Source organism: Geodermatophilus sp. SYSU D00696 (assembly GCF_054050235.1).
The window spans coordinates 26,238-49,833 of record NZ_JBJGYY010000001.1 but is presented as its reverse complement, the minus strand read 5'-3'; the positions used below and the strand labels follow the sequence as shown (position 1 = coordinate 49,833).

General features: G+C 76.0%; 19 protein-coding genes and 1 pseudogene. 7 read left to right on the top strand and 13 right to left on the bottom strand.

Annotated features, from left to right (window positions below; genetic code table 11):
* Positions 1-2,901 (bottom strand): BTAD domain-containing putative transcriptional regulator, encoded by a 2,901-nt coding sequence (locus ACI79O_RS00200; protein WP_456885737.1) that lies wholly within the window; start codon positions 2,899-2,901, stop codon positions 1-3.
* A 164-nt stretch (positions 2,902-3,065) separates the two neighbouring features.
* Between ACI79O_RS00200 and ACI79O_RS00195 the strand changes: the two genes are divergently transcribed.
* Positions 3,066-4,361, top strand: a complete 1,296-nt coding sequence (locus ACI79O_RS00195; RefSeq protein WP_456885735.1) for an FAD-binding oxidoreductase — start codon at positions 3,066-3,068, stop codon at positions 4,359-4,361.
* A 100-nt stretch (positions 4,362-4,461) separates the two neighbouring features.
* Here the strand turns inward: ACI79O_RS00195 and ACI79O_RS00190 are convergent, their stop codons facing one another.
* Positions 4,462-5,703: a globin domain-containing protein gene (locus ACI79O_RS00190; RefSeq protein WP_456885733.1), complete on the bottom strand. Its 1,242-nt coding sequence runs from the start codon at positions 5,701-5,703 to the stop codon at positions 4,462-4,464.
* Between the two features lie 193 nt (positions 5,704-5,896).
* Between ACI79O_RS00190 and ACI79O_RS00185 the strand changes: the two genes are divergently transcribed.
* Together ACI79O_RS00185 and ACI79O_RS00180 are read left to right on the top strand one after the other, a co-directional pair.
* Positions 5,897-7,021, top strand: a complete 1,125-nt coding sequence (locus tag ACI79O_RS00185; RefSeq protein ID WP_456885731.1) for a globin domain-containing protein — start codon at positions 5,897-5,899, stop codon at positions 7,019-7,021.
* Complete coding sequence (locus ACI79O_RS00180; protein ID WP_456885729.1) at positions 7,018-7,884, top strand: DivIVA domain-containing protein; 867 nt, start codon at positions 7,018-7,020, stop codon at positions 7,882-7,884. The genes ACI79O_RS00185 and ACI79O_RS00180 overlap by 4 nt, the downstream gene beginning before the upstream one ends.
* Positions 7,885-7,960: 76 nt before the next feature.
* On the opposite strand, the pseudogene ACI79O_RS00175 reads toward ACI79O_RS00180, so the two are convergent.
* The 6 genes and pseudogenes from ACI79O_RS00175 to paaA all read right to left on the bottom strand — a co-directional run.
* Positions 7,961-8,332: pseudogene (locus ACI79O_RS00175) on the bottom strand (thioesterase family protein); the annotation flags it as partial.
* Positions 8,333-8,352: 20 nt separating this feature from the next.
* Entirely contained in the window at positions 8,353-9,429 is a 1,077-nt protein-coding gene (gene paaE, locus ACI79O_RS00170; RefSeq protein ID WP_456885725.1) for a 1,2-phenylacetyl-CoA epoxidase subunit PaaE, read from the bottom strand.
* A 1-nt stretch (position 9,430) separates the two neighbouring features.
* A complete protein-coding gene (paaD, locus tag ACI79O_RS00165; protein WP_456876147.1) occupies positions 9,431-9,937 on the bottom strand; it encodes a 1,2-phenylacetyl-CoA epoxidase subunit PaaD in 507 nt (168 codons plus the stop codon).
* Positions 9,938-9,942: 5 nt separating this feature from the next.
* Entirely contained in the window at positions 9,943-10,854 is a 912-nt protein-coding gene (gene paaC / locus ACI79O_RS00160; protein WP_456885723.1) for a 1,2-phenylacetyl-CoA epoxidase subunit PaaC, read from the bottom strand.
* A 101-nt stretch (positions 10,855-10,955) separates the two neighbouring features.
* The gene (gene paaB, locus ACI79O_RS00155; protein ID WP_456913059.1) at positions 10,956-11,324 is read right to left on the bottom strand and encodes a 1,2-phenylacetyl-CoA epoxidase subunit PaaB; all 369 of its coding nucleotides are present in this window, start codon (positions 11,322-11,324) and stop codon (positions 10,956-10,958) included.
* On the bottom strand, positions 11,321-12,322 hold the full coding sequence (gene paaA / locus ACI79O_RS00150) for a 1,2-phenylacetyl-CoA epoxidase subunit PaaA (protein WP_456913058.1): 1,002 nt from the start codon (positions 12,320-12,322) through the stop codon (positions 11,321-11,323). The genes paaB and paaA overlap by 4 nt, the downstream gene beginning before the upstream one ends.
* A 222-nt stretch (positions 12,323-12,544) precedes the next feature.
* Here paaA and paaK point away from each other — a divergent pair, with 222 nt between their 5' ends.
* From paaK to paaZ, 3 genes are read left to right on the top strand one after another with little or no spacing between them, the layout of a single operon-like run.
* On the top strand, positions 12,545-13,885 hold the full coding sequence (gene paaK, locus ACI79O_RS00145) for a phenylacetate--CoA ligase PaaK (protein WP_456913057.1): 1,341 nt from the start codon (positions 12,545-12,547) through the stop codon (positions 13,883-13,885).
* Positions 13,882-14,499 carry a TetR/AcrR family transcriptional regulator gene (locus tag ACI79O_RS00140; protein ID WP_456876142.1) on the top strand — a complete coding sequence of 206 codons (618 nt, stop codon included), beginning with the start codon at positions 13,882-13,884 and terminating at the stop codon, positions 14,497-14,499. Before paaK ends, ACI79O_RS00140 begins: the two co-directional genes overlap by 4 nt.
* The gene (paaZ, locus tag ACI79O_RS00135) at positions 14,496-16,553 is read left to right on the top strand and encodes a phenylacetic acid degradation bifunctional protein PaaZ (RefSeq protein WP_456885716.1); all 2,058 of its coding nucleotides are present in this window, start codon (positions 14,496-14,498) and stop codon (positions 16,551-16,553) included. Before ACI79O_RS00140 ends, paaZ begins: the two co-directional genes overlap by 4 nt.
* 12 nt (positions 16,554-16,565) lie before the next feature.
* Here paaZ and ACI79O_RS00130 read toward each other — a convergent pair whose 3' ends face one another.
* Complete coding sequence (locus ACI79O_RS00130) at positions 16,566-17,918, bottom strand: cytochrome P450 (RefSeq protein ID WP_456913056.1); 1,353 nt, start codon at positions 17,916-17,918, stop codon at positions 16,566-16,568.
* A gap of 134 nt (positions 17,919-18,052) precedes the next feature.
* Here ACI79O_RS00130 and ACI79O_RS00125 point away from each other — a divergent pair, with 134 nt between their 5' ends.
* Positions 18,053-19,582, top strand: coding sequence for a peptide ligase PGM1-related protein (locus ACI79O_RS00125; RefSeq protein ID WP_456885712.1), 1,530 nt, complete (start codon positions 18,053-18,055; stop codon positions 19,580-19,582).
* On the opposite strand, the gene ACI79O_RS00120 is transcribed toward ACI79O_RS00125, so the two are convergent.
* The 4 genes from ACI79O_RS00120 to ACI79O_RS00105 form a co-directional block, all read right to left on the bottom strand.
* Positions 19,513-20,274, bottom strand: coding sequence for an alpha/beta fold hydrolase (locus tag ACI79O_RS00120; RefSeq protein ID WP_456913055.1), 762 nt, complete (start codon positions 20,272-20,274; stop codon positions 19,513-19,515). The genes ACI79O_RS00125 and ACI79O_RS00120 overlap by 70 nt on opposite strands.
* Before the next feature lie 73 nt (positions 20,275-20,347).
* Positions 20,348-21,547 (bottom strand): fumarylacetoacetase, encoded by a 1,200-nt coding sequence (fahA, locus tag ACI79O_RS00115; protein ID WP_456885707.1) that lies wholly within the window; start codon positions 21,545-21,547, stop codon positions 20,348-20,350.
* A complete protein-coding gene (locus ACI79O_RS00110) occupies positions 21,544-22,383 on the bottom strand; it encodes a hypothetical protein (RefSeq protein WP_456913054.1) in 840 nt (279 codons plus the stop codon). The genes fahA and ACI79O_RS00110 overlap by 4 nt, the downstream gene beginning before the upstream one ends.
* Positions 22,380-23,585, bottom strand: coding sequence for a cupin domain-containing protein (locus tag ACI79O_RS00105; protein WP_456885704.1), 1,206 nt, complete (start codon positions 23,583-23,585; stop codon positions 22,380-22,382). Before ACI79O_RS00105 ends, ACI79O_RS00110 begins: the two co-directional genes overlap by 4 nt.
* Positions 23,586-23,596 lie beyond the last annotated feature (11 nt).

Sequence of the window (23,596 nt, the reverse complement as noted above, 5' to 3'; positions counted from 1 at the left end):
TCAGCCGGCGGCCGCCGCGGTGCGGGCCTGCTCCGCCAGCCGGCCGACCAGGGCCACCGCGCCGCCGAGGTCGAGTCCGGCGCCCTCGGCCTGCGCGGCGACCAGCTCGTCCGCCGGCAGCGCCGCCCGGGTGGCCGCCACGTAGCGCTGCCCGTCCATGGGGTCCATCCGCAGCGGGTCGTAGCCGACCAGCCGGGCGTTGGCCTGCACCGCGCCGAGCAGCACCCCGGCGGCGCGCGGCTCCCCGGCCGCGGTGGCCGTGCCGACGGCGGCCAGCAGCCCGGCGAGGGTGCCGGTGAGGTCGCCCTCGCGGTGGGTGAGGTCGAGCATCTGCCACAGGTCCGCCAGCGCCTCGGCCGGCCGGCCCACGTCGGTGAGCACCTTGGCCCGGATCCACAGCACGGACGAGTGCGCCCACGAGTGGCCCAGGTCGACCGCGAGCCGCTCGGCGCGGGCGAGGTGGTCCAGCGCGCCGTCGACGTCGCCGGCGACCCGGGAGAACTGGCCGAGGGTCATCGCGATCTCGACCTGCACCCACTCGATGCCCGACGCCTGCGCCAGCTCCAGGCCGCGGGCGATGTCGTGCGGCGTCTGCCCCTCGGGGTCGGGCTGGCCGGTCAGCGCCCGCACGAAGCCGCGCAGGACCAGGGCGAGGGCGAGCACGCCGTCGGACTCGTCGGTGGCCGCGGTGACGATCTCGTTGGTCCGCGCCCAGATCGAGGGGACGTCGCCGGAGAGATAGGCGAGCAGCGCGTCGCCGAGCAGGGCGCCGCTGCGCACCCGGGGCGGCGCGTCCGGCGTCGCCTCCAGCGCCGCAGCCAGCCAGCGGCGGCCCTCGGCGACGTGCCCGCGGCGGTACCACCACCACGACAGCGCCGACCCGATCCGCAGCGCGAGCTCGCCCTGGCCGGTGGCCAGCGCGTGCCCGAGCGCGGCGCGCAGCGCGGGCTGCTCGGTGTCGAGCCGGCGGGCGCTGGCGGTCCACTCCGGACGGCGCAGCGTGGGCTCGAGCCGCTCGCTGAGCTCGACGGCGAAGCCGGTCAGCCGGTCGCGCAGCCGCCGCGACTGCGCCTCGTCGAGGCCCTGCTCGGCGTACTGCCGCAGCGTCTCGAGCATGCGGTAGCGGCCGGCGCCGTGGTCGAGCTCGACCAGGGACTTGGCCACCAGCACGCGCAGCAGCTCCAGCGCGCCGCCGTCGACCTCCGGCCCGGCGACGGCCTCGACCAGGTCGGGGCCGAAGGTGCCCGGCAGCACCGCCACGGCGCGGTAGACCGCCAGCTCCGGCGGCGAGAGCAGGTCCACGCTCCACTGCACCGTCGCCGCCAGCGTGCGCTGGTGCGGCACCGCGGTCCGCCAGCCGCCCGAGAGCAGGGCGAACCGGTCGTCGACCCGGCCGGCCACCTCCGCCAGCGGCAGCGTGGTCAGGCAGGCCGCGGCCAGCTCGACGGCCAGCGGCAGCCCGTCGAGGGCGGCCACCAGCTCGCGGACCTGCGCCAGGTCCTCCTCCGACGGCTCGGCCAGGTGCGGGGCGACCAGCCGGGCGCGGTCGAGGAACAGCCGCTCGGCGTCGCTGCCGGGGGCGCCGGCCGGCATCGGCCCGCAGGGCAGCACCGCCTCGCCGGGCAGGCCCAGCGGCTCGCGCGAGGTGGCCAGCACGCGCAACTCAGGGCAGCGCGGCAGCAGCTCGGCGCAGACGGTCGCGGCCGCCTCGACCACGTGCTCGCAGTTGTCCAGGACGAGCAGCAGCGGCCGGTCCTGCACGGCGGTGGCGACGGCGCCCAGCGGGTCGCCGCCGGCGAGGGTGACGCCCAGGACGGTGGCCACCTGCGCGGCGACCAGGTCGGGGTCGGTGACGCCGGCCAGCTCGACCAGCGCGGCCGGCGGCGCGTCGGCCGGCCGCCGCCGGGCGGCCTCCAGCGCCAGCCGGGTCTTGCCGCTGCCGCCGGGGCCGACCAGCGTGACCAGCCGCTGCCCGGCCAGCGCCGCGGCCACCTGGGCCAGCTCGCGCTCGCGGCCGACGAACGCGGTCAGCGGCACCGGCAGCGGGCCCAGCGGCCGGACCGCGGGCCGCTCGGGTGCGGGCGGCGCCGGGGCCGCGGCGGGCGGGGCCGGCGCGGGGCGGGTCCGGCCGGCGCCGGCCAGGGCGGGGTCCTGGCGCAGGATCTGGCCGTGCAGGGTCTGCAGCGCCCGGCCGGGGTCGACGCCGAGGCCGTCGGCGAGCAGCCGCCGGCCCTCCTCGTAGACCTCCAGCGCCTCGGCCTGCCGGCCGCACCGGTACAGCGCCAGCATCAGCGAGGCGCGCAGGCCCTCGCGCAGCGGCTCGGCCCGCAGCAGCTCCCGGACGTCGTCGACGATCTCGGCGTGCCGGCCCAGCCGCAGGTCCAGCTCGGCGGCGAGCTCGCGGGCGGCCAGCCGCAGCTGCTCGAGCCGCTCGGACTCCTCGACGGCGAAGGTGGCCGACACGTCGGCGTAGGCGGGACCGCGCCACAGCGCCAGGCCCTCGGTGACCGCCTCCCGCGCCTGCTGCACCTCGTCGCGCGCGGCCAGGTCGCGGGCGGTGCGCAGCAGCTGCACGAAGCGGACGGCGTCGACGTCCTCCGGGGCGACCTCGAGCCGGTAGCCGGGCTCCCGGGTGACCAGCAGCGTCCAGCGGCCGCCGGTGACGTCGGGCTCGAGCTCGCGGCGCAGCCGGGACACGATCGACTGCAGCGTCGCCGACACCGCCGCGGGGGGCTGGCCGCTCCACACGCGGTCGACGAGCAGGTCGACCGGCACGGTGCGGCCCGGGTCGACCAGCAGCGCGGCGAGGACCGCGCGGTGCTTCGGGGACTGGGGGGCGAGGAGGGAGCCGTCGCGCCGGACCTCCACGGGTCCCAGCACGCGGAACGAGGTGCCGGTCATCGCGCGGGAGCCTAGGATCCGGAACCCCGCCGTGGTGCTGGAGCCACTCCATCGAGTCGGTTCCGTGACCTGCTGACCTGGCGCCCAAGCGCCCGGCAAGGGGACACCAAGGACGGCGGACGACCCTCCTGGGGCACCGTCGCCGCGCACCCTGGAGACCTCCCGTGACGTCCGGAACCGTCCTGCCCGCCGTCCTCCCGCCCGACCTGTCGGCCGCCCTGCGGTCCCGGCTCACGCCCGGGGCCGGGCTGAGCGAGGGGTCGGTGGTGCAGGTGGCCGAGGCCGCCGACGTCGTCGCGGCCGTGCGGCTGGCCGGCCGGCACGGCGTCGCGCTCGCCGTCGAGGGACCCGGGCGCGGCACCGCCCCGACGCGCCGGCTGGTGGTCGACCCCGCGGGCCTGGCGGAGGTGACCGTGTCGCCCGCCGGGTGGGCGCGGGTGGGTGCCGGCGTGCGCTGGCGCGACCTGGCGGGGGAGGCGGGCCGGCGCGGCCTGACCCCGCTGACCGGCGCGTCGGCGGCCGAGCGGGTGGCAGACACGGTGACCGGGGGCGGCGTCGGGCCGCTGGCGCGCACCTACGGCCTGGCCTGCGACCGGGTCCGCGCGGTGGAGCTGGTCACCGGCGACGGCGCGCTGCGGCGGGTCACCCCCACCGAGGAGCCCGAGCTGTTCTGGGGCGTGCGCGGCGGCGGCGCGGCGCTGGGCGTGGTCACCGCCGTCGAGCTGGACCTGCTGGCCGCCGGCCCGCGCTACGGCGGGCAGCTGCGTTGGGCCGCGTCCGACGCCGCGCGGGTGTTCGACGCCTGGCGCGCGTGGACGGCGACGCTGCCGTCGCAGGCGGGCACCTCGCTGCTGCTGACCCACCCGCGGCACGGCGAGTGCGGGGTGACGGTCCGGTTCGCGTGGGCCGGGGACACCGAGGACGGCGTCGAGGTGCTCGACGGGCTGCTGCGCCCGCTGGCGGCCACCGTCCGCCCCCTGGACTCCGAGATCGCCCCGCGCGGTCCGGCCGGGCTGGCCACGCGGGACCAGGAGCTGGGCACCGGCTCCTCGCTGCTGCCCACCCGGATCCCCGACCGGGCGGCCGCGGCGCTGCTGCGGGCCGTCCGCGGTGCCCGGCCGCGCACGGTGGAGGTGCGGCTGCTCGGCGGGGCGCTGGGCTGGGTGCCCGAGCGGCCCAGCGCCGTCTGCCACCGCGACGCCCGGCTGGCGGTCCGGCTCGTCGGGGGCACCGGTGTCGAGGACCGGGCGGCCACCCGGGCCTGCGCCGAGGAGCTGGCGGCCGCGTTCGGTGCCGACCTCGCCGGCCGGCCCCCGGCCCACGGCTTCGCCGCGGTGCCCGACGTGCTGGCCCGCACGCCCACCGGGCCGGTCCGCGAGCGGCTGGCCGCGCTGGCGGCCGGCGCCGACCCGCACCGCATCCTCGAGGGCGCCGTCCCGGGGGACCGGCGCGGCGCCTGAGCCCCGGCCGGGCGGGCGCGCCGACCCCGTCCCGCGGTGCCCGACCTCACCCCGCAGCGCGGGGTCGGGCACCGCGCGGTGCGGCCGGGGTGCCGGCCGGTCAGCCGGCGTGCACGGCGTCGGGGGCCGGCTCGGTCTGGAAGTCGGCCTGCCACAGGTCGGGGCCGAAGACCTCGTACTGGACGTCCCGCGCGGCCACGCCCCGGTCGAGCAGCGCGCTGCGCACGGCCCGCATGAACGGCAGCGGACCGCACAGGTAGTAGACGGCGTCGGGCGGGAGGTCGACCGCGTCGAGGTCCATGACCCCGGCGTGGACCCCGTCGACCGGCAGCGTCCCGGTCGCCCCGCGCTCGTACCAGGTGTGGATCCGCGCGCCGGACAGCTGCCGGATGTCGGCGAGCACCTGCTCGCGCAGGGCGAAGGACTCCTCGTCGACGTCGGCGTGCAGGAGCGTGATGGGCAGGTGGGAGCCCGCGGCGGTCAGGTGGGAGAGCATCCCGGCCATCGGCGTGATGCCGATGCCGGCGCTGGCGAACACCACCGGGCGGCCGGAGTCGTCGAGGACGACGTCGCCGAAGGGCAGCGACATCGTCAGCCGGTCGCCCACCCCGACCCGGTCGCAGAGGTGGTTGGAGACCTCGCCGTCGGGCTTGCCGCCGCCGCGGACCCGCTTGACCGAGAACTGGCGGTGCTCGCCGTCGTCGGCCCGGGTCAGGCTGTACTGCCGCGGCTGGCGGACCCCGTCGGGCATCGGCACCTGCACCGTCACGTACTGGCCCGGCAGCGAGGTCTTGACCAGCCGGTCGTCGACCCGCCGGACCCGGAAGGTGACCACCTCGGGGGTCTCCTGGACCTTCTCGGCCACCTCCCACTCGCGCCACACCGTCTCCGGGCGGACGCCGCGGGCGCTGTAGAGGCCGCGCTCCTGGTTGATCAGCGCGTAGGCCATCAGCCAGTAGACCTCGTCCCACGCGGCGGCGACCTCGGGGGTGACCGCGTCGCCGAGGACGTCGGCGATGGCCCAGAACAGGTGCTCGTGCACGACGTCGTACTGCGCCGGCGTGACGCCCAACGAGGCGTGCTTGTGCGCGATCCGCGACAGCAGGCGCTCGGGCACCTGCTCGGGCGTCTGCACCATTGTGCTCGCGAAGACCGCGACCGACCCCGCGAGGGCGACCTGCTGCTCACCGGTGGCCTGGTTGCCGCGGTTGAAGACCCCGTCGAACAGCTCCGGGTGGGCGCCGAACAGGTGCCCGTAGAACCGCTCGGCGACCTCGCCGATGTGGTCGGCGACGACCGGCAGCGTCGCCTCGATGACGGGTCGTGATCGGTCGGACAGCATCGGTCCTCCTCGGACGGTCGACGGGACGCGGCCACCGACCCTGCCAGGAGGGACTGCGGACGGCGACTGCGGCCGTACCGGTACGGCCCTGGCCGCTGGCCGTGATCGTCGTTACAGTGCCCCGGACGGCGGTCCGGCCACCCGGTCGGCCGACGGGACCGTTGCACGGGGGGCTTGCGTGGACATTCCTGCGATGCGCGCCAACTTCGCCAAGGCGGCCGCGGCGGGGGACGAGGCGCCGCTGTGGTTCTACGCGCACCTGTTCCTCGCCCATCCCGAGACCCGGCAGCTGTTCCCGGTCTCGATGGCGCACCAGCGCGACCGGCTCTTCGCCGCACTCGGTGAGGTGGTGGCCCGGGTCGACGACCTCGACGCCCTCGTGCCGATCCTGCAGCAGCTCGGGCGCGACCACCGCAAGTTCGGCACCGTGGCCGAGCACTACCCCGCGGTGGGCGCGAGCCTGCTGGCCACCCTCGAGCACTTCGACGACGAGTGGAACGAGGCGCTGGCCGCGGACTGGACGGCGGCCTACGAGCTGGTCGCCTCGGTGATGGTGCAGGCCGCCGACGAGATGTCCGACCAGCCGCCCTGGTGGGACGCCGAGGTCGTCGCGCACGAGCGGCGCACCGTCGACACCGCCGTCCTGCGGCTGCGCTCGAAGGTCCCGCTGCCCTACCGCCCCGGGGAGTCGATCTCGCTGGAGACCGAGCTGCGGCCCCGGCTGTGGCGCTACTACTCCCCGGCCAACGCCTTCCGGCCCGACGGCGAGCTGGAGATCCACGCGCGGGCCCAGCCGGGCGGGCCGGTCAGCACCGCGCTGGTCCGGCAGGTCCACGTCGGCGACGTGCTGCGCCTCGGCCCCCCGGTCGACCACATGCGCTTCGACCCCGACTCCGACCGCGACCTGCTGCTGGTGGCGGGCGGGACGGGCCTGGCGCCGCTCAAGGCGATCGTCGACCACGTGGCCCGCAACGGCCCGCCCCGGCGGGTGGACCTGTTCGTCGGCGTCCGCCTCGAGGAGGACCTCTACGACCGCGCGGACCTGACGCGCCTGACGCAGGACAACCCCTGGCTCACCGTCACCGTCGCCGTCTCCGAGGACGGGCACTCGCAGTTCGCCCACGGCGACGTCGGTGAGGTGGTGGCCCGCGCGGGGCCGTGGGGGAGCAGGGAGGCCTACGTCGCCGGTCCGCCGGCGATGGTCGACGACACCGTCGAGAGGCTGCGGCAGCAGGGGGTACCCGAGGAGCGCATCCGCACCGAGGTGTTCGCCCCCAGCCGCCCGGGACCCGATGTGCACGGAGAGGTGACGACATGAGCACGACCACCGAGCCCGCCGGCTGGAGCGGCCGGCGGCTGAGCCCGGCGGACGTCCGCGACGTGCGGTTCGGCCGGTCCTCGGTCTTCCGCCACGGCTACGACGACGTCGAGGTCGACCGCTTCCTCGAGCGCGTGGGGGAGGAGCTGGCCCGGCTGCACGCGGAGAAGGCGGAGCTGCGCGACCGGGTGCACGACCTGCAGGCCCGCCTCGACCACGACCCGCGGCCCGAGGCCCCCTCCTCGCAGGCCGTGGGCATCCTCGCGGCCGCCCAGCAGACCGCCGACCAGTACGTCGCCGAGGCCGAGGCGATCAGCCGGGTGATGACCGCCGAGGCGCGCGAGCACTACGAGGAGCAGGTGCGCGAGGCGCGCGAGAAGGTCGGCGCGATGATCCAGGCGGCGCACGAGACCGCCTCCCGGATCGCCGCCGCGCAGGGTGCCGCGGCCGCCGCGGGGGACGCGGTCGGCGTCGACACCCGGACCGAGGAGGAGCTGCAGGAGCAGGTGCGGTACCTGCAGGCCTTCGGGCAGGCGTGCCGCGCGCAGCTGCGCGCCTACCTGGAGGCGCTGCTCGCCGACGTCGAGCGCGAGTGGGGCGCCGCGCACCCCGAGGGTGTGCCGGGAGCGCTCCGCGCCCAGGCCGAGCCGCTGCGGGCCGGCCGGGCGGCGACGCCGGCCGCGCCCGTCGCGGTGCCCCAACGCGCGGCGTCCGACCCGGCGCCGGCCGCGGCGATCGCGGCGCCCGAGGCGAAGGCCGGTCCAGAGGCGTCCGGCCAGGCCGGGCCGAGGACGGTGGAGGCGGCCGCGGTGCTGCTCAGCGACGAGTCGCTGCGCGCGGAGGAGACCACCCGCCGGCAGTGACCGGCGGGGCTTCTCCCCGACCCCGCGCCACGGTGCCCGACCTCACCCTGCAGCACGAGGTCGGGCACCGCGCGCGTCAGCCCGGCCGGCGCAGCCGGGCCGAGACGACGTCCGCGGGCAGCACCGCCTGCCCGGTCGTCCCGCGGCCGAGCAGCGTGCCGTCGGCGCCGGTCGCGGTGAGCGCGCAGGTCAGCCGGTTGCCGCGCACCTCGACGCAGCTGGCGGTGACCCGGACGCGGTCTCCCGGCCACGCCGGGGCCAGGTGCTCGACCGCCACCGCCGTCCCGATGCCGGCCTCGCCGGGCTCGAGGTGGGCCAGCAGCAGCTTGCGCCCGGCCTCCTCGAAGTGCTTGGCCATCGCGTAGGTGGCGTAGACCGGGTGCACCGGGCCGAGCTCGTCGAAGTCGACGGTCATCGCCTCGGTGACGACGACGTCGAGGACGGCGGCCTCGCCGGCGGCGATCGGGGTCACGCGTCGAAGTCGACGGTGACCGCGTCCGACAGCGGGAGCGTCTGGCAGGTCAGCACGTAGCCGGCCTCGACCTCGGCCGCCTCCAGCGCGTAGTTGCGCCGCATCTCCACCTCGCCGTCGGTGACCCGCGCGCGGCAGGTGCCGCAGACGCCGCCCTTGCAGGCGAAGGGCAGGTCGGAGCGGACCCGCTGGGCGGAGTCGAGCACGGGCACGTCGCGGGGGAGGGCGAGGGTGGTCGAGCGGCCGTCGAGGACCACGGTGACCTGGCTGCTGGGCCCCTCGACGAGCTGGTCGTCGCCGCGCACCGGCTGCGGCGGGACGTCGTCGACGTAGAACAGCTCCTGGTGCACCCGCTCGGGCGGGACGCCGAGCCCGGCGAGCAGCTCCCGGGCGTCGGTGACCATCCCGTGCGGGCCGCACAGCCACCAGTGGTCGACGTGCCCGGCGTCGACGAAGGTCTCGACGAGGGTGCGCAGCCGCTCGCCGTCGAGCCGGCCGGTGGTCAGCTCGGCGTCGCGCGGTTCGCGGGAGAGGACGTGCACCAGCTGCAGCCGGGTGCCGTAGCGGTCCTTCAGGTCGGCCAGCTCGTCGGCGAACATCACCGTGTTGGTGCGCCGGTTGCCGTAGAAGACGGTGACGGTCGACTCGCCGTCGCGGAGCACGGTGCTCGCCAGGCTCAGCGCCGGGGTGACGCCGGAGCCGGCGACGACGAACACGTGGTCGGCCGGGGTGGACAGGTCGGCGGTGAACGTCCCCGACGGCGGCAGCACCTCGATCTCGTCGCCGGGCCGCACCTCGTGCACCAGGTAGGAGGAGAAGAAGCCGCCGGGGACCTCGCGGACGCCCACCCGGGGCGGAGCGCCGACGGGCGCGCAGATCGAGTAGGACCGCCGCTCGTCGCGGTCGCCGTCGACCCGGCGGAGGGTGAGCGCCTGGCCGGGCCGGAAGGCGTAGTCCTCGGCCAGCTCCTCGGGCACGTCGAAGGTGACCGCGACGGCGTCGTCGGTGAGCTGCTCGACGCGGGCGACCCGCAGCGGGTGGAACTGCGGCCGGCGGCGGGTCGGTGCGCTCAACTCAGATCTCCTTGACGTGCTCGAACGGTTCGCGGCAGCTGCGGCAGCGGCGCAGCGCCTTGCAGGCCGTGGACCCGAACTCGCTGAGCTCCTCGGTGTCGGGGGAGCCGCACAGCGGGCAGGCCGCCGTGCGCCGGGTCGGGCCGAGCTGCAGCGGGACCGGGCCGGCGGGGCGGACCGGCGCCCGGCCGGGCGGCGCGATGCCGGCCGCGGCGAGCTTGCGGCGGCCCTCCTCGCTGATCCAGTCGGTGCTCCACGCCGGGGAGAGGACGGTGCGCACCTCGACGTCGTCGTACCCGGCCGAGTGCAGCGCGTGCAGCAGGTCGGCGCGCATGACGCCCATCGCCGGGCAGCCGCTGTAGGTGGGGGTGATGTCGACGACGACGGTGCCGTCGTGCACGCGGACGTCGCGCAGCACCCCGAGGTCGGCCAGGGTGAGCGTGGGCAGCTCCGGGTCGGTGACGGTCTCGGCGACCGCCCGCGGGTCGGTGGTGGCGGGGCCGGTCATCGCAGTCACCAGGTGGCCGCCGGGTGCCGGCGGGCCAGGCCCTGGAGCGTCTCCAGCAGCGCGGCCAGCTCCGGGCCGTGCTCGCCGGCCCGGCCGCGCGGCGGGACGTCGGCGGGCCACGGCGGCGTGCGCAGGGTGGCCCGGTCGAGCACCGCGGTGAGCACCTCGCGCACCTCGTCGCGGACGTCGGCGGGGTCGACCGCGACCCCGGCGCCGGCCAGCCGCCGCTCGACGTCGGTGGCGGTGAACAGGTCGGCCAGCAGCGGCCACACCGCGTCGGCGCCGGCCTGCACCCGCCGGTGGGACTCCGGCGTGCCGTCGCCCAGGCGCAGCACCCAGCGGGCGGCGTGGTCGCGGTGGTAGCTGAGCTCGTGGACGCCCTTGGCGGCGATCGCGGCGAGGACCGGGTCGCGGGAGTCCCGCAGCCGGGCGAACACCGCCAGCCGGACGGTGGCGGCCACCAGCAGCCGGACCATCGTCCGGCCGAAGTCGCCGTTCTCCGCCGTGGTCAGCGCGGTGCAGCGGAACTCGTCGGGGTCGCGGAAGTAGGCCAGTGCGTCCTCGTCGGGGATGCTCTCGGTGGCCTTCTCGCGGGAGCGGCCCAGCACGCCCACCGAGCCGGCCCGGGCCAGCAGCAGCCGGGCCTGGCCGAGCAGGTCGAGGGCGACGTTGGCGATCGCCATCTCCTCCTCGAGCTCGGGCGCGGCGGTCACCCACTCGGTGAGGCGCTGGGCGAGCACGAGGGCGTCGTCGCCGAGCATCAGGCAGTAGGCGCCGAGGTCGGCGTGGTCGACCCCGTCGGGGACGGTGGTGTCGACGCCGGCCAGCGGCTCGTCGAAGCCGGTGCCGAAGGCCCAGTGCCCCTCGCCCCCGTGGGCGTGGTCCAGCGCCTCGTACACGGTCTCCTCGTGCCCCATGTCAACCGTTCCTTCCGTGGTGGACGCGCCCAGCCGGTCGGCCCCCTCTCAGGGCCCCGCCGCCCGAGGTACGAGGGCGGTGGGGGAGAGGAGGTCCTTGCTCACATGTGGGGGACGTCCTCGGGGATCTCGTAGAACGTCGGGTGCCGGTAGACCTTGTCGCCGCTCGGGGCGAACATCGGGTCCTTCTCGTCGGGGCTCGAGGCGGTGATGTCGGCGGCCTTCACCACCCAGATGCTCACGCCCTCGTTGCGCCGGGTGTAGACGTCGCGGGCGGCGTGCACCGCCATCTCGTCGTCGGGGGCGTGCAGCGAGCCCACGTGCACGTGGTTGAGGCCACGCTTGCCGCGCACGAACACCTCGTACAGCGGCCAGTCCCGCCGCGCGGTGGACGCCTTCGGCTCCACGGGGACCTCGGGCCCGGTGGGGACGGCGCCGTGCCCGCCCTCGGCGGTGACCTCGGTGCTCACGCCGCACCCTCCGCGTGCTCGGCGTGCTCGGCGTGCTCGGCGTGCTTGGCCGCGTAGGCGCCCGCGGCCTCGGTGACCCACGCGTTGTCGTCGCGGGCGGCCCGGCGGCGGGCGATGCGGACGGCGTTCATCGGCCCGCTCCCGCTGACCACCCGCTTGAACTCCGCCCAGTCGATCGCGCCGAACCGGTGCCGGCCGGCCGCCTCGTCCCACACCAGGTCCGGGTCGGGCAGCGTCACGCCGAGGAACCGCGCCTGCGGCACGGTCATGTCCACGAAGCGCTGGCGCAGCTCGTCGTTGCTGTGCCGCTTGATGCCCCAGGCCATCGACTGCGCCGAGTTGGGGCTGTCGTCGTCGGGCGGGCCGAACATCATCAGCGAGGGCCGCCACCACCGGTCGACGGCGTCCTGCACCATCGCCCGCTGCTCGGGGGTGCCGCGCATCATCGTCATCAGCAGCTCGTAGCCCTGCCGCTGGTGGAACGACTCCTCCTTGCAGACCCGGATCATCGCCCGGGCGTAGGGCCCGTAGGAGGAGCGACACAGCGGCACCTGGTTGCAGATCGCCGCGCCGTCGACCAGCCAGCCGATGACGCCGACGTCGGCGTAGGTGAGCGTCGGGTAGTTGAAGATCGAGCTGTACTTCTGCTTCTGCTCGATGAGCTTGTCGGTGAGGTCGGCGCGGTCGGCGCCGAGGGTCTCGGCGGCCGAGTACAGGTACATCCCGTGCCCGGCCTCGTCCTGCACCTTGGCCAGCAGGATCGCCTTGCGCCGCAGGCTGGGCGCCGCCAGCAGCCAGTCGCCCTCGGGCTGCATCCCGATGATCTCCGAGTGCGCGTGCTGGGCGATCTGGCGGACCAGCGTCCTGCGGTACCCCTCGGGCATCCAGTCGCGCGGCTCGATCCGGTGCTCGGCGGCGATGGTCGCGTCGAACTGCTGCTGCAGCGCGGCCTCGTCGGGGCGGTCGGCAGCGGGCCGTTCCAGGGTGGGCGCGGACATCTCGCACTCCTCGTGGGCGACGTCGGGGGTCAATTACTGACCGGACGGTCGGTTTCAGTGTGCCCGACGCCGGGAGCAGGCACAAGCGCGGCCGGGGAGGACTTGACAGCGGGCGAGGGAGGGGAGTCCGATACCTGACCATCCGGTCGGTAATGGCGTACCCAGGCGGCCGCCGCCGGCCGTCCGGCGACGACGCCTGCCCACCTCCGGAGGCCTCCCGAGATGACGGTCCTGTCCAGCGAGACCCCACGGCGCCTCGGGGACGCCCCCGACCCCGCGACGCTCGACGCCGCCGAGCGGATGTCGGTCGACGAGCTGCGCGCGCTGCAGCTCGAGCGGCTGCGGTGGTCGCTGCGGCACGCCTACGACAACGTGCCCCACCACCGGACCGCCTTCGACGCCGCGGGCGTGCACCCCGACGACTGCCGCGAGCTCGCCGACCTCGCCCGGTTCCCGACGACGAGCAAGGCCGACCTGCGGGACACCTACCCGTTCGGCATGTTCGCCGTCCCCCAGGAGCAGGTGCGCCGGATCCACGCCTCCTCCGGCACGACCGGCCGCCCGACCGTCGTCGGGTACACCGGGCGCGACATCGACACCTGGGCCACCGTGATGGCCCGCTCCATCCGCGCCGCCGGCGGTCGCCCCGGCGACCGGCTGCACAACGCCTACGGCTACGGCCTGTTCACCGGCGGGCTCGGCGCGCACTACGGCGCCGAGATGCTCGGCTGCACGGTCATCCCGGTCTCCGGCGGCATGACGCCGCGCCAGGTCCAGCTGATCACCGACTTCGAGCCCCGCGTGATCATGGTGACCCCGAGCTACATGCTCACGCTGCTCGACGAGTTCGAGAAGCAGGGCCTCGACCCCCGGCGGTCCAGCCTCGAGATCGGCGTCTTCGGCGCCGAGCCCTGGACCGAGCAGATGCGCCTGGAGATGGAGGAGCGCGCCGGCATCCAGGCGGTCGACATCTACGGCCTGTCGGAGGTGATGGGCCCCGGCGTCGCGCAGGAGTGCGTGGAGACCAAGGACGGGCTGCACGTCTGGGAGGACCACTTCTACCCGGAGGTCATCGACCCGATCACCGGCGAGGTGCTGCCCGAGGGCGAGGTCGGCGAGCTGGTGTTCACCTCGCTGACCAAGGAGGCCATGCCGGTCGTGCGCTACCGCACCCGCGACCTGACCCGGCTGCTGCCCGGGACGGCCCGGCCGGGCATGCGGCGGATGGAGAAGGTCACCGGCCGCACCGACGACATGATCATCCTGCGCGGGGTGAACCTCTTCCCGACCCAGATCGAGGAGGTCGTGCTGCGCACGCCGGGGCTGGCCCCGCACTTCGCCCTCGAGCTGCTGACCCGCGGCCGGATGGACCACCTCGTCGTCCGGGTCGAGGCGCGTCCCGACTGCCCGCCCGAGCGGCGCGAGGAGGCCGCCCGCGAGGTCGCCACGGGCGTCAAGGACACCGTCGGCACCACCATCGAGGTGCTCGTCGTCGACCCGGAGACCCTGCCCCGGTCGATGGGCAAGCTGCAGCGGCTGACCGACCGGCGGGAGCGGGCGTGACGGAGCTCCGGGTCCGCCGGGGCCGGCCCGGGCACTCGCTCGACAGCCTGCTCGAGGTCGCCGTCGCCGTCTTCAACGAGCGCGGCTACGACGCCACGAGCATGGAGGAGCTCGCCGCCCGGCTCGGCATCACCAAGTCGGCGATCTACCACCACGTGCCCAGCAAGGTCGAGCTGCTGCGCATGGCGCTCGACCGGGCGCTGGACGCCCTCTTCGCCGTCACGCGGGAACCGGCGGCGGTCACCGGCCGCGCGATCGACCGGCTCGAGCACGTCGTCCGCGGGTCGGTGCGGGTGCTGGCCGCCGAGCTGCCCTTCGTCACCCTGCTGCTGCGGGTGCGCGGCAACTCCCCGGTCGAGGAGGCCGCGCTCGCCCGCCGGCGGGAGTTCGACCGCATCGTCACCGACCTGGTGCGCGCGGCCGAGGAGGAGGGCGACGTGCGCCCCGACGTCGACCCCGCCGTCACCAGCCGGCTGCTGTTCGGCACCGTCAACTCGCTCACCGAGTGGTTCCGCCCCGGCGGCAGCCTGTCGGCCGACGCCCTCGCCGACGCGCTCGTCGCCACCACCTTCGAGGGCCTGCGGGCCCGCTCGACCCCGGGAGACCTGCGATGACCGCCCCCCTGCTCGAGAGCTACGCCGCCGGCCGGTGGTACGCCGCGCCCGACGAGGGCACGCCGCTGCCCGACGCCGTGACCGGCGAGACCGTCGCCCGGATCAGCAGCACCGGCCTCGACGTCGCCGCGATGCTCGACCACGCCCGCACCGTGGGCGGGCCGGCGCTGCGGGAGCTGACCTTCCACCAGCGCGCCGGGCTGCTCAAGCAGCTGGGCCTGCGGCTGATGGCCGACAAGGACGCCTTCTCCGCGCTGTCCCACCGCACCGGCGCCACCGACCGCGACAACGCCGTCGACGTCGACGGCGGCTTCGGCACGCTGCTGTCCTACGCGAGCAAGGGGCGCCGCGAGCTGCCCGACGACACCGTCGTGCTCGACGGCGCGGTCGAGCCCCTGGGCCGGCGGGGCACCTTCGCCGGCCAACACCTGTACACCCCGCTGCGCGGCGTGGCGGTGCAGGTCAACGCGTTCAACTTCCCGGTGTGGGGCTTCCTGGAGAAGCTCGCGCCGGCGTTCCTCGCGGGCGTCCCGACCATCGTCAAGCCGGCCAGCCAGACGGCGTACCTGACCGAGGCCGTGGTCCGCGCGATCGTCGAGTCCGGGCTCCTGCCCGAGGGGTCGGTGCAGCTGCTGGCCGGCAGCCCCGCCGGGCTCCTCGACGGGCTCGCCGGACAGGACCTCGTCTTCTTCACCGGCTCGGCGGCCACCGCCCGCAAGCTGCGCAGCCATCCCGCGGTCGTGGCCAACTCCGTGCGGTTCAACGCCGAGGCCGACTCGCTCAACTGCTCGGTGCTCGGCCCCGACGCGACGCCGGACACCCCCGAGTTCGGCCTGTTCGTCGACCAGCTGGTCACCGAGATGACGGTCAAGGCCGGCCAGAAGTGCACCGCGATCCGCCGCGCGTTCGTGCCGCGGGAGCTGGTCGGCGACGTGGTGGAGGCCACCCGCGAGCGGCTGGCGCAGGTCGTCGTCGGCGCGCCGGGCGCCGAGGGCGTGACCATGGGCGCGCTGGCCAGCCTCGACCAGCGCGAGGAGGTGCTGCGCGCGGTCAAGGCGCTGCGCGGCGTCGCCGAGCTCGTGGCCGGCGACCCCGAGCACGTCGACGTCGTCGGCGCCGACCGCGACCGCGGCGCGTTCCTGCCGCCGCTGCTGCTGCGCTGCGACGACCTGTCCGCCGCCGAGCCGCACGACGTCGAGGCGTTCGGGCCGGTCAGCACCGTGCTGCCCTACGACTCGGTGACGCAGGCCGTGGAGCTGGCCGCCCGCGGGCAGGGCAGCCTCGTCGGCTCCCTGGTCACCCACGACCCGGCGGTGGCGCGGGAGTTCGTGCTCGGCGCCGCGCACGCCCACGGCCGGATCCTGGTCCTCGACCGCGACGACGCCGGGGAGAACACCGGCCACGGCTCCCCGCTGCCGGTCCTCGTGCACGGCGGTCCGGGCCGCGCCGGCGGCGGCGAGGAGCTCGGCGGCATCCGCGGCGTGCTGCACCACATGCAGCGCACCGCCGTGCAGGGCTCGCCGGACGTGCTGACCGCGGTCGGCGGCCGCTGGGTGACCGGCGCGCGCCGCACCGACGACGGCGTGCACCCGTTCCGCAAGTCGCTGGCCGAGCTGCGCATCGGCGACTCCGTGACCGCCGGCCCGCGCCCGGTGACGCTGGCCGACATCGAGCACTTCGCCGAGTTCACCGGCGACACCTTCTACGCGCACACGGACGAGGAGGCCGCCCGCGCCAACCCGCTCTTCGGCGGCCGGGTCGCGCACGGCTACCTGATCGTGTCCTGGGCGGCGGGGCTGTTCGTCGACCCCGACCCGGGCCCGGTGCTGGCCAACTACGGCGTCGACAACCTGCGGTTCCTCACGCCGGTCAAGCCGGGGGAGGAGCTGACCGTGACGCTCACGGCCAAGCAGATCACCCCGCGCGGCGGCGCCGACCACGGCGAGGTGCGCTGGGACGCCGTCGTCGTCAACGGCGAGGGCGCGCCGGTGGCCACCTACGACGTCCTCACGATGGTCGCGAAGACCTGGCCGCCGGCGGCCGCCGGCAGCTGAGGCGTTCCGGGGTCAGGCGGCTGCCCAGCGGATCGGCAGCCGCTTGACCCCGCGCTGGAAGTTCGACCGCAGCAGCGCCGGGGGCCCGTCGAGCTCCACGGTGCGCGTCCGCCGCAGCAGCTCGGCGAACAGCGCGCGCATCTGCACCCGCGCCAGCTGCGCGCCGAGGCAGAAGTGCGGTCCGTGGCCGAAGGACAGGTGCGGGTTGGGGCTCCGGCGGACGTCGAAGGCGTCGGGGTCGGCGAACACCGCCGGGTCGCGGTTGGCCGAGGTGAACGAGACGACGACCTTGTCGCCGGCCCGCACCCGGACGCCGGCGAGGTCGACGTCGGTGGTGGCGGTGCGGCGGAACACCATGACCGGCGTCCACCAGCGCAGCATCTCCTCGACCGCACCGGGCAGCAGCGACGGGTCCGCGCGCACCGCGGCCAGCTGCGCGGGGTGCTGCAGCAGCGCGATCAGCCCGCCGGGCAGGCCGTTGCGCAGCGTCTCGTTCCCGGCGACGGCGAACAGCCAGAACAGGTTCTCGAACTCCTCGGTGCTCACCTGCCCGCCGTCGTCGTCGACCTGCGCCAGCAGGATCGACATGACGTCGTCGCCCGGCGCCCGCCGCTTCTCCTCGGCCAGCAGCCCGGCGTAGGCGTAGAGGTCGGGCATGCCGGCGCGGGTGCGCGGGTCGGGCATCCGCCCGTCGGCGTCGGGGACCGGCCGCAGCGCGAGCGCCGCGCGGGCCATCGCCGTCCCGCCGGTGCCGTCGAAGGCGGCCGAGGTGGCGTAGTCGGGGTCCTGCCAGCCGATCACCCGGTTGGACCAGTCGAACATCAGCCACCGGTCCTCGGCGGGCACCCCGAGCACGTCGGCGAGGGTGAGCAGCGGGAGGTCGGCGGCGACGTCCTTCGCGAAGTCGCACCGGCCCTCGGCGGCGCCGTCGACCATGCGGTCGACCAGGCCGGCCGCCGCGGCCCCGATCGCCTCGGTGAGCGCGGCGACCGCCCGCGGGGTGAACGACCGGGACAGCAGCCGCCGCAGCCGCGAGTGGTCGGGCGGGTCGGTGTTGAGCATCATCCGGCGCACCCACGCGAGGTCGGCGGCGTCGCGGACCTGGGTGGCGCCCAGCCACGAGGAGAAGGTCGCCGGGTCGCGCAGCACCCGCTCGACGTCGGCGTGCCGCAGCACCAGCCAGAAGCCCGGGCCGGCCGGCTGGCCGTGCAGCGCGGGCTCCTCGACCCACGCCACCGGTGCCTGCCCGCGCAGCCGGCGCAGCAGCGCCAGGGGTGGGCCCTGCTCGTAGGTCACCGGGTCGACGAGGGCCACGGTGTCCCCGGGCGCCGGCCCGCCGGCGGTCACGACGGGGTCGGTGCTCACGACCGGAGTCTCGTGGCGGTGCGGGGACCGGACAAGGGCGGCGGCGGGCCGGCCGGCCGCGACGGGGAGCCTGGTCCGGGTGCCGGCGACGCGGGAGGATGGCGCCCGCGCGGGGGCCGGCAGCGTGGGACGTGGTGGCCGTGCAGGAGTTCGACGAGCTGCAGCGGCGACTGGCGGCGGCGTGCGCGCTCAACGCGCCGGGCTCCTCCCGGCCGCACGTGCTGGTGGCGCTGCCCTCGTTCAGCATCGGTGAGTCGCTGCTGTCGCACTACGCCGACCGCATCCCGGCCCTGGAGCACCGGTACCTCGTCGCCGTGCTGGTGCTGCCGCGCGTCCCCGGCTGCGAGCTGGTCTTCGTCGGCAGCGCCGCGCCGCCGGTGGCGCTGCTGGACCACTACCTCGCCCTGATGCCCCCCGCCGCCCGGGCGTCGGCGCGCCGCCGGTTGCAGCTCCTGGTCGTCCCCGACGCCTCGCACCGGTCGGTGGCCCGCAAGCTGCTCGACCGGCCCGACCTGCTCGACGGGCTCCGGCGGCACATCGGGGACCGGCCGGCGTTCGTCGAGCCGTGGAACGTGACCGCCGACGAGGTCGCCGTCGCCCTGCACCTGGGCGTGCCGGTCAACGGCACCGCCCCCGAGCTCTGGCCGCTCGGGTTCAAGAGCGCCGGACGCCGGCTGCTCGCTGGCGCGGGCGTACCGGTGCCGGTGGGCTGCGAGGACGTGCGCACGGTGGAGGACGTGGACCGGGCGATCGAGGAGGTCCTGCGGCAGCGGCCGGACGCCGCGGGGGTGGTGCTGAAGCTCGACGACAGCGGCGCCGGCGACGGCAACGTGGTGCTGCGCTGCGAGGGCCTGCCCGGCACCGGGGGCGGCCTGCGCGACCGCGTCCGCCGGCTGCCGGCCTGGTTCCTCGCGGCGCTGCGCCTCGGCGGCGTCGTCGAGGAGCTGGTCAGCGGGGACGGGCTGGCCAGCCCCAGCGTCACGGGCGACATCTCGCCCGACGGCGGGGTGACCGTGCTGGCCACCCACGAGCAGCTGCTCGGCGGCCCGAGCGGGCAGGTCTACCTCGGGTGCCGCTTCCCGGCCGACCCGGCCTACGCCGCCGACCTCGGCCGGTACGGCCTGGCCGCCGGGCGGGCCCTGGCGCGCCGCGGTGCGCGCGGGCGGTACGGCGTCGACTTCGTCGCCACCCGCGGTCCGGACGGGTGGCGGCTGCAGGCCCTGGAGATCAACCTCCGCAAGGGCGGCACCACCCACCCGTACGCGGTGCTGCGCAACCTCGTCCCCGGCCGCTACGACGTGGCCGAGGCCCGCTGGACCGCCGACGACGGCACCGTCCGGTGCTACGCGGCGACCGACAACCTGGTCGACCCCGACTGGACGGGCCTGCCGCCCGCGCGCGTGGTCGACGCGGTGACCCGAGCCGGGCTGACCTTCGACCGCCGGACCCGGTCCGGCGTGGTCCTGCACATGCTCTCGGGGCTGGCGATCGACGGCCGGTTCGGCCTGACCGCCCTCGCGCCCTCGACCGCGGCGGCGGACGACCTGCTCGAGCGCACCCACGCCGCCGTCGACCGGGCGGCCCGCCGGCTGGTTCAGCCCAGGCCGTCGAGGAACCGTTCGACGCAGGTCAGCAGCGCCACCGGCGTCTCGAACGGCGCGTAGTGGCCGGCGTTGGCCAGCACCTCGAGGGTCGCCTCGGGGTGGTGCTGCAGGAAGGTCTGCTCCATCACCGCGGCCGAGAGCGCCGGGTCGTGCTCGCCGACGACGACCAGGACCGGCACCCGCCGGCCGCGCACCTCGTCGGCGAAGTCGGTCCCCGACCACGCGTCGAGGTAGGCCCGGAAGGCGACCGGGTCGGAGGTGTCGAGCGAGGCCTGCACCATGCGGTCGAGCCAGGTGCGGCTGAGCCGGCCGCCGGTCGTGAGGTCGATGATCGCCCGGCGGTTGCCCGGCTCCTCCGCCGCGCCGCTGAACAGCGCCCAGGACTGCTCGTCGAACGGCACGCCCGAGGCCGGGACGGGGCTGACGCCGACCAGGCCCGTCACCCGGTCGCCGGCGTCGAGCGCGACCCGCTCCATCACGCTGCCGCCCATGGAGTGCCCCAGCACGGCGAAGTCGGTCCAGCCCAGCTCGTCGGCCGCGGCCACGGCGTCGCCGGCCATCTCGGCGATCGTGTACTCGCCGGGCTCGCCGCGCCGGGCGCCGTAGCCGCGGAAGTCGGGGAAGGCGAACGTGTAGCGGTCGCCGTCGACCAGGTCGGCGAACGGCCCCCAGCCCGTCGCGGAGCCGAACCAGCCGTGCAGGGCCAGGACGCGTCGGGGGCCGGAACCGATCACCACGGGGTCGATGCTCATGGCCGGAGTCTCGGGTCGGCACCGGAGCCGGACAAGGCGACGCCCCGGGCGGTGACGCCACGATCCCCCGGGGTCAGGGCGCGGGGGCCGGCTCCACCCGGCCGGTGACCTCGCCGAGCGAGATCCGGCCGCCGCCGGTGCCCGGCGCGGTGGCGGTGAGGGTGACGACGTCGCCGTCCTCGAGGAAGGTCCGGGTGGAGCCGTCGGCGAGGGTCAGCGGCTCCTTCCCGCCCCAGGACAGCTCGATGAACGAGCCGCGCTGGTCCGGCGCCGGGCCGGAGACGGTGCCCGAGGCGAACAGGTCGCCGGTGCGCAGGCACGCGCCATTGACGGTGGTGTGCGCCAGCTGCTGGGCGGCGGTCCAGTACATGAGGTCGAACGGGGGGCAGGACACGAGCTCCCCGTCGAGGCGTACCTCGATGGCGATGTCGAGGCCCCACGGGTCGGCGCCGGTGTCGTCGAGGTAGGGCAGCAGCGGGACGTCGCGGGGCGGCGGCGTGACGCGGGCGGCATCGAGCGCGGCCAGCGGCACGACCCAGGGGGAGACCGAGGTGAGGAAGCTCTTGCCGAGGAAGGGGCCCAGCGGCACGTACTCCCAGGCCTGGACGTCGCGGGCGGACCAGTCGTTGACCAGGCAGACGCCGAACACGTGCTCGGCGAAGTCCGCGAGCGGCACCGGGGTGCCCAGGTCGGACCCGACGCCGACGACGAAGCCGACCTCGGCCTCGATGTCGAGCCGCTGGGACGGGCCGAAGGTGGGGGCGTCGTCGGCAGGCGCCTTGCGCTGCCCGCTCGGCCGCACCACGGGCGTCCCCGAGACCGCCACCGTGCCGGAGCGGCCGTGGTAGCCGATCGGCAGGTGCTGCCAGTTCGGGGTCAGCGGCGGGGAGTCGGGGCGGAACATCCGGCCGAGGTTCTCCGCGTGGTGCCTCGAGCTGTAGAAGTCGACGTAGTCGGCGACCTCGACCGGCAGGTGCAGGGTCACCGCCGACCGCGGCACCAGGTGCGGCCGCACCCGGTCGCGGTGGCGCTCGTCGGTGACCCACTCAGTGAGCTGCGCCCGCAGGTCGGCCCAGGCCCGCGGTCCGCGCGCCATGAAGGCGTTGAGCGAGCCGGTGCCGTGCCCGTCGTCGCCGGTGACGGCGGCGAGGTCGAGCACGGAGTCGCCGATCGCGACGCCGGTGCGCGGCGCGGTGCCGGGGGTGGAGAAGACGCCGTAGGGGAGGTTGTCGACGCCGAAGCCGGTGCCGGCAGGGAGGTCGAGCCAGCTCATGCAGGGGTCCTGTCGAGGGTCGGGAGCAGGCCCAGGCGCACGAGGTCGTCGACCGGCTCCAGCACGCTGCACGTGCCGGAGGAGGTGAACACGGCGCGGGCGCGGGCGGCGCGGTCGGCCGGCCAGGCCCGCACGGCCGCGGCCACGTCGGCGGCGTCGGTGCGGGCCAGCTCCGCCGCGGCCGCCTCGGGCGGCGCGCCGGAGGCCAGCGCGTCCGCGGCGAGCAGCACGTTCAGGAAGCCGTGGTGGGCGAAGCCGGTGGCCGGGTCGGTGTGCGCCACGGCGCAGTGCAGGCCGGCGGTGCACTTGACCGCGATGCCCCGGGCGACGCAGGCGGCCAGCGTCCCGGCCAGCTCGGCCGCGGAGGGGAACAGGTCGGCCCGCAGTCCGCCGGTGCGCAGCTTGGCCCGGTACCGGGTGCCGGCGAGCACGTCGAGCACGGCGTCGCGGGCACCGGTGCGCGGCACCTCGACCGCGGCGGGCACCCCGGGCGGCAGGACGCCGTCGAGCACCCGCACCGCCTCGGCCGCGGCCCCGGCGTCGGCCACGACGGGCACCTCGACGGCCGCCGCCCCCAGCCGCGGGTCGGCGCCGGCCCGGGCCGCGGCCGCGGGCAGGTCGCCGGCCGCGGCGATGAGGGACACGCCGAACCCCTCGCCGTCGTCGAGGTGCGCGGCCAGCTCGCCGAGCCGGGCGGCGGGGACGACGAAGGGCCCGACCAGGTCGCCCAGCCGCGCCCGCAGCTCCCGGTGGGCGGGGACGGCGTCGGCCATCGGGGCGTCGCCGGGCGGGAACAGCGCGGCGTCGTCGAACAGCCCGGCGAACAGCGCCGTCATGCCGAGGGACCCCGGCCCGACCAGGTCCAGGCGTACTTCCCGTCATCGGCGGCCAGGCCGGCCTCGCCGAGGTCGAGCGGGCGGAAGGTGTCGACCATGACGGCGGTCTCGTCGAAGTACTCCACGCCCAGCGACCGCTCGACGGCGCCCGGCTGCGGGCCGTGGCTGTGCCCGCCGGGGTGCACCGAGATCGACCCCTTGCCGATGCCCGAGCCCTTGCGGGCCTCGTAGTCGCCGTCGACGTAGAACATGATCTCGTCGGAGTCGACGTTGGAGTGGTAGTAGGGCACCGGCACCGCGAGCGGGTGGTAGTCGACCTTCCGCGGCACGAAGTTGCAGATGACGAAGTTGCCGCCCTCGAACACCTGGTGCACCGGCGGCGGCTGGTGCACGCGGCCGGTGATCGGCTCGAAGTCGGCGATGTTGAAGGCGTAGGGGTAGAGGTGCCCGTCCCAGCCCACGACGTCGAAGGGGTGCTCCGGGACGACGTGGACCGTGCCGGCCAGCCCGCCGGGGCCGGGACCGCGGTGCTTGACGTGGACCTCGACGTCGGTGCCCTCGGCGAGCAGTGGCTCGGCCGGGCCGCGCAGGTCGCGCTCGCAGTACGGGGCGTGCTCGAGGAACTGCCCGTACCGCGACAGGTAGCGCCTGGGCGGGGCGATGTGGCTGTTGGCCTCGATCGCGTAGGTGCGCAGCGGCTCGCTGCCGGTGGGGATCCAGCGGTGGGTGGTGGTGCGCGGGATGACCACGTAGTCGCCCTGGCCGACCTCCAGCGCGCCGAAGGTCGTCTCGACGGTGGCGGCGCCGCGCTCGACGTAGACGCACTCGTCGCCGGTGGCGTTGCGGTAGTACGGGCTGGTCAGCGACGAGACGGCGTAGGAGATGCGGACGTCGGCGTTGCCCAGCACCAGCCGCCGCCCGGTGACCGGGTCGGTGGCCTTGTGCTCCTCGCCGGGGAACAGGTCGTGCAGCCTCAGGTGCCGCGGCACCAGCGGCGCGTTCGGCGTGAGCGTCTGGTCGGGCAGCTCCCAGGGGCGGGCGTCGACGATCGCCGACGGCACGCCGCGGTGGTAGAGCAGCGAGGAGTCCGAGGAGAAGCCCTCCTCGCCGACCAGCTCCTCGGAGTAGAGGCCGCCGTCGGGACGGCGGAACTGGGTGTGCCGCTTGGGCGGGACCTCGCCCACCTGCCGGTAGAACGCCATCGGGTGCCTCC

Coding starts and splice junctions, on each gene's coding strand:
- ACI79O_RS00180 (WP_456885729.1), top strand. CDS start 7,018: ATGAGCACGACCACCGAGCCCGCCGGCTGGAGCGGCCGGCGGCTGAGC.
- ACI79O_RS00185 (WP_456885731.1), top strand. CDS start 5,897: ATGCGCGCCAACTTCGCCAAGGCGGCCGCGGCGGGGGACGAGGCGCCG.
- ACI79O_RS00105 (WP_456885704.1), bottom strand. CDS start 23,585: ATGGCGTTCTACCGGCAGGTGGGCGAGGTCCCGCCCAAGCGGCACACC.
- paaZ (WP_456885716.1), top strand. CDS start 14,496: ATGACCGCCCCCCTGCTCGAGAGCTACGCCGCCGGCCGGTGGTACGCC.
- ACI79O_RS00190 (WP_456885733.1), bottom strand. CDS start 5,703: ATGCTGTCCGACCGATCACGACCCGTCATCGAGGCGACGCTGCCGGTC.
- paaC (WP_456885723.1), bottom strand. CDS start 10,854: ATGGGGCACGAGGAGACCGTGTACGAGGCGCTGGACCACGCCCACGGG.
- fahA (WP_456885707.1), bottom strand. CDS start 21,547: ATGAGCTGGCTCGACCTCCCTGCCGGCACCGGCTTCGGCGTCGACAAC.
- paaK (WP_456913057.1), top strand. CDS start 12,545: ATGACGGTCCTGTCCAGCGAGACCCCACGGCGCCTCGGGGACGCCCCC.
- ACI79O_RS00120 (WP_456913055.1), bottom strand. CDS start 20,274: ATGAGCATCGACCCCGTGGTGATCGGTTCCGGCCCCCGACGCGTCCTG.
- ACI79O_RS00110 (WP_456913054.1), bottom strand. CDS start 22,383: ATGACGGCGCTGTTCGCCGGGCTGTTCGACGACGCCGCGCTGTTCCCG.
- ACI79O_RS00200 (WP_456885737.1), bottom strand. CDS start 2,901: ATGACCGGCACCTCGTTCCGCGTGCTGGGACCCGTGGAGGTCCGGCGC.
- paaA (WP_456913058.1), bottom strand. CDS start 12,322: ATGTCCGCGCCCACCCTGGAACGGCCCGCTGCCGACCGCCCCGACGAG.
- paaD (WP_456876147.1), bottom strand. CDS start 9,937: ATGACCGGCCCCGCCACCACCGACCCGCGGGCGGTCGCCGAGACCGTC.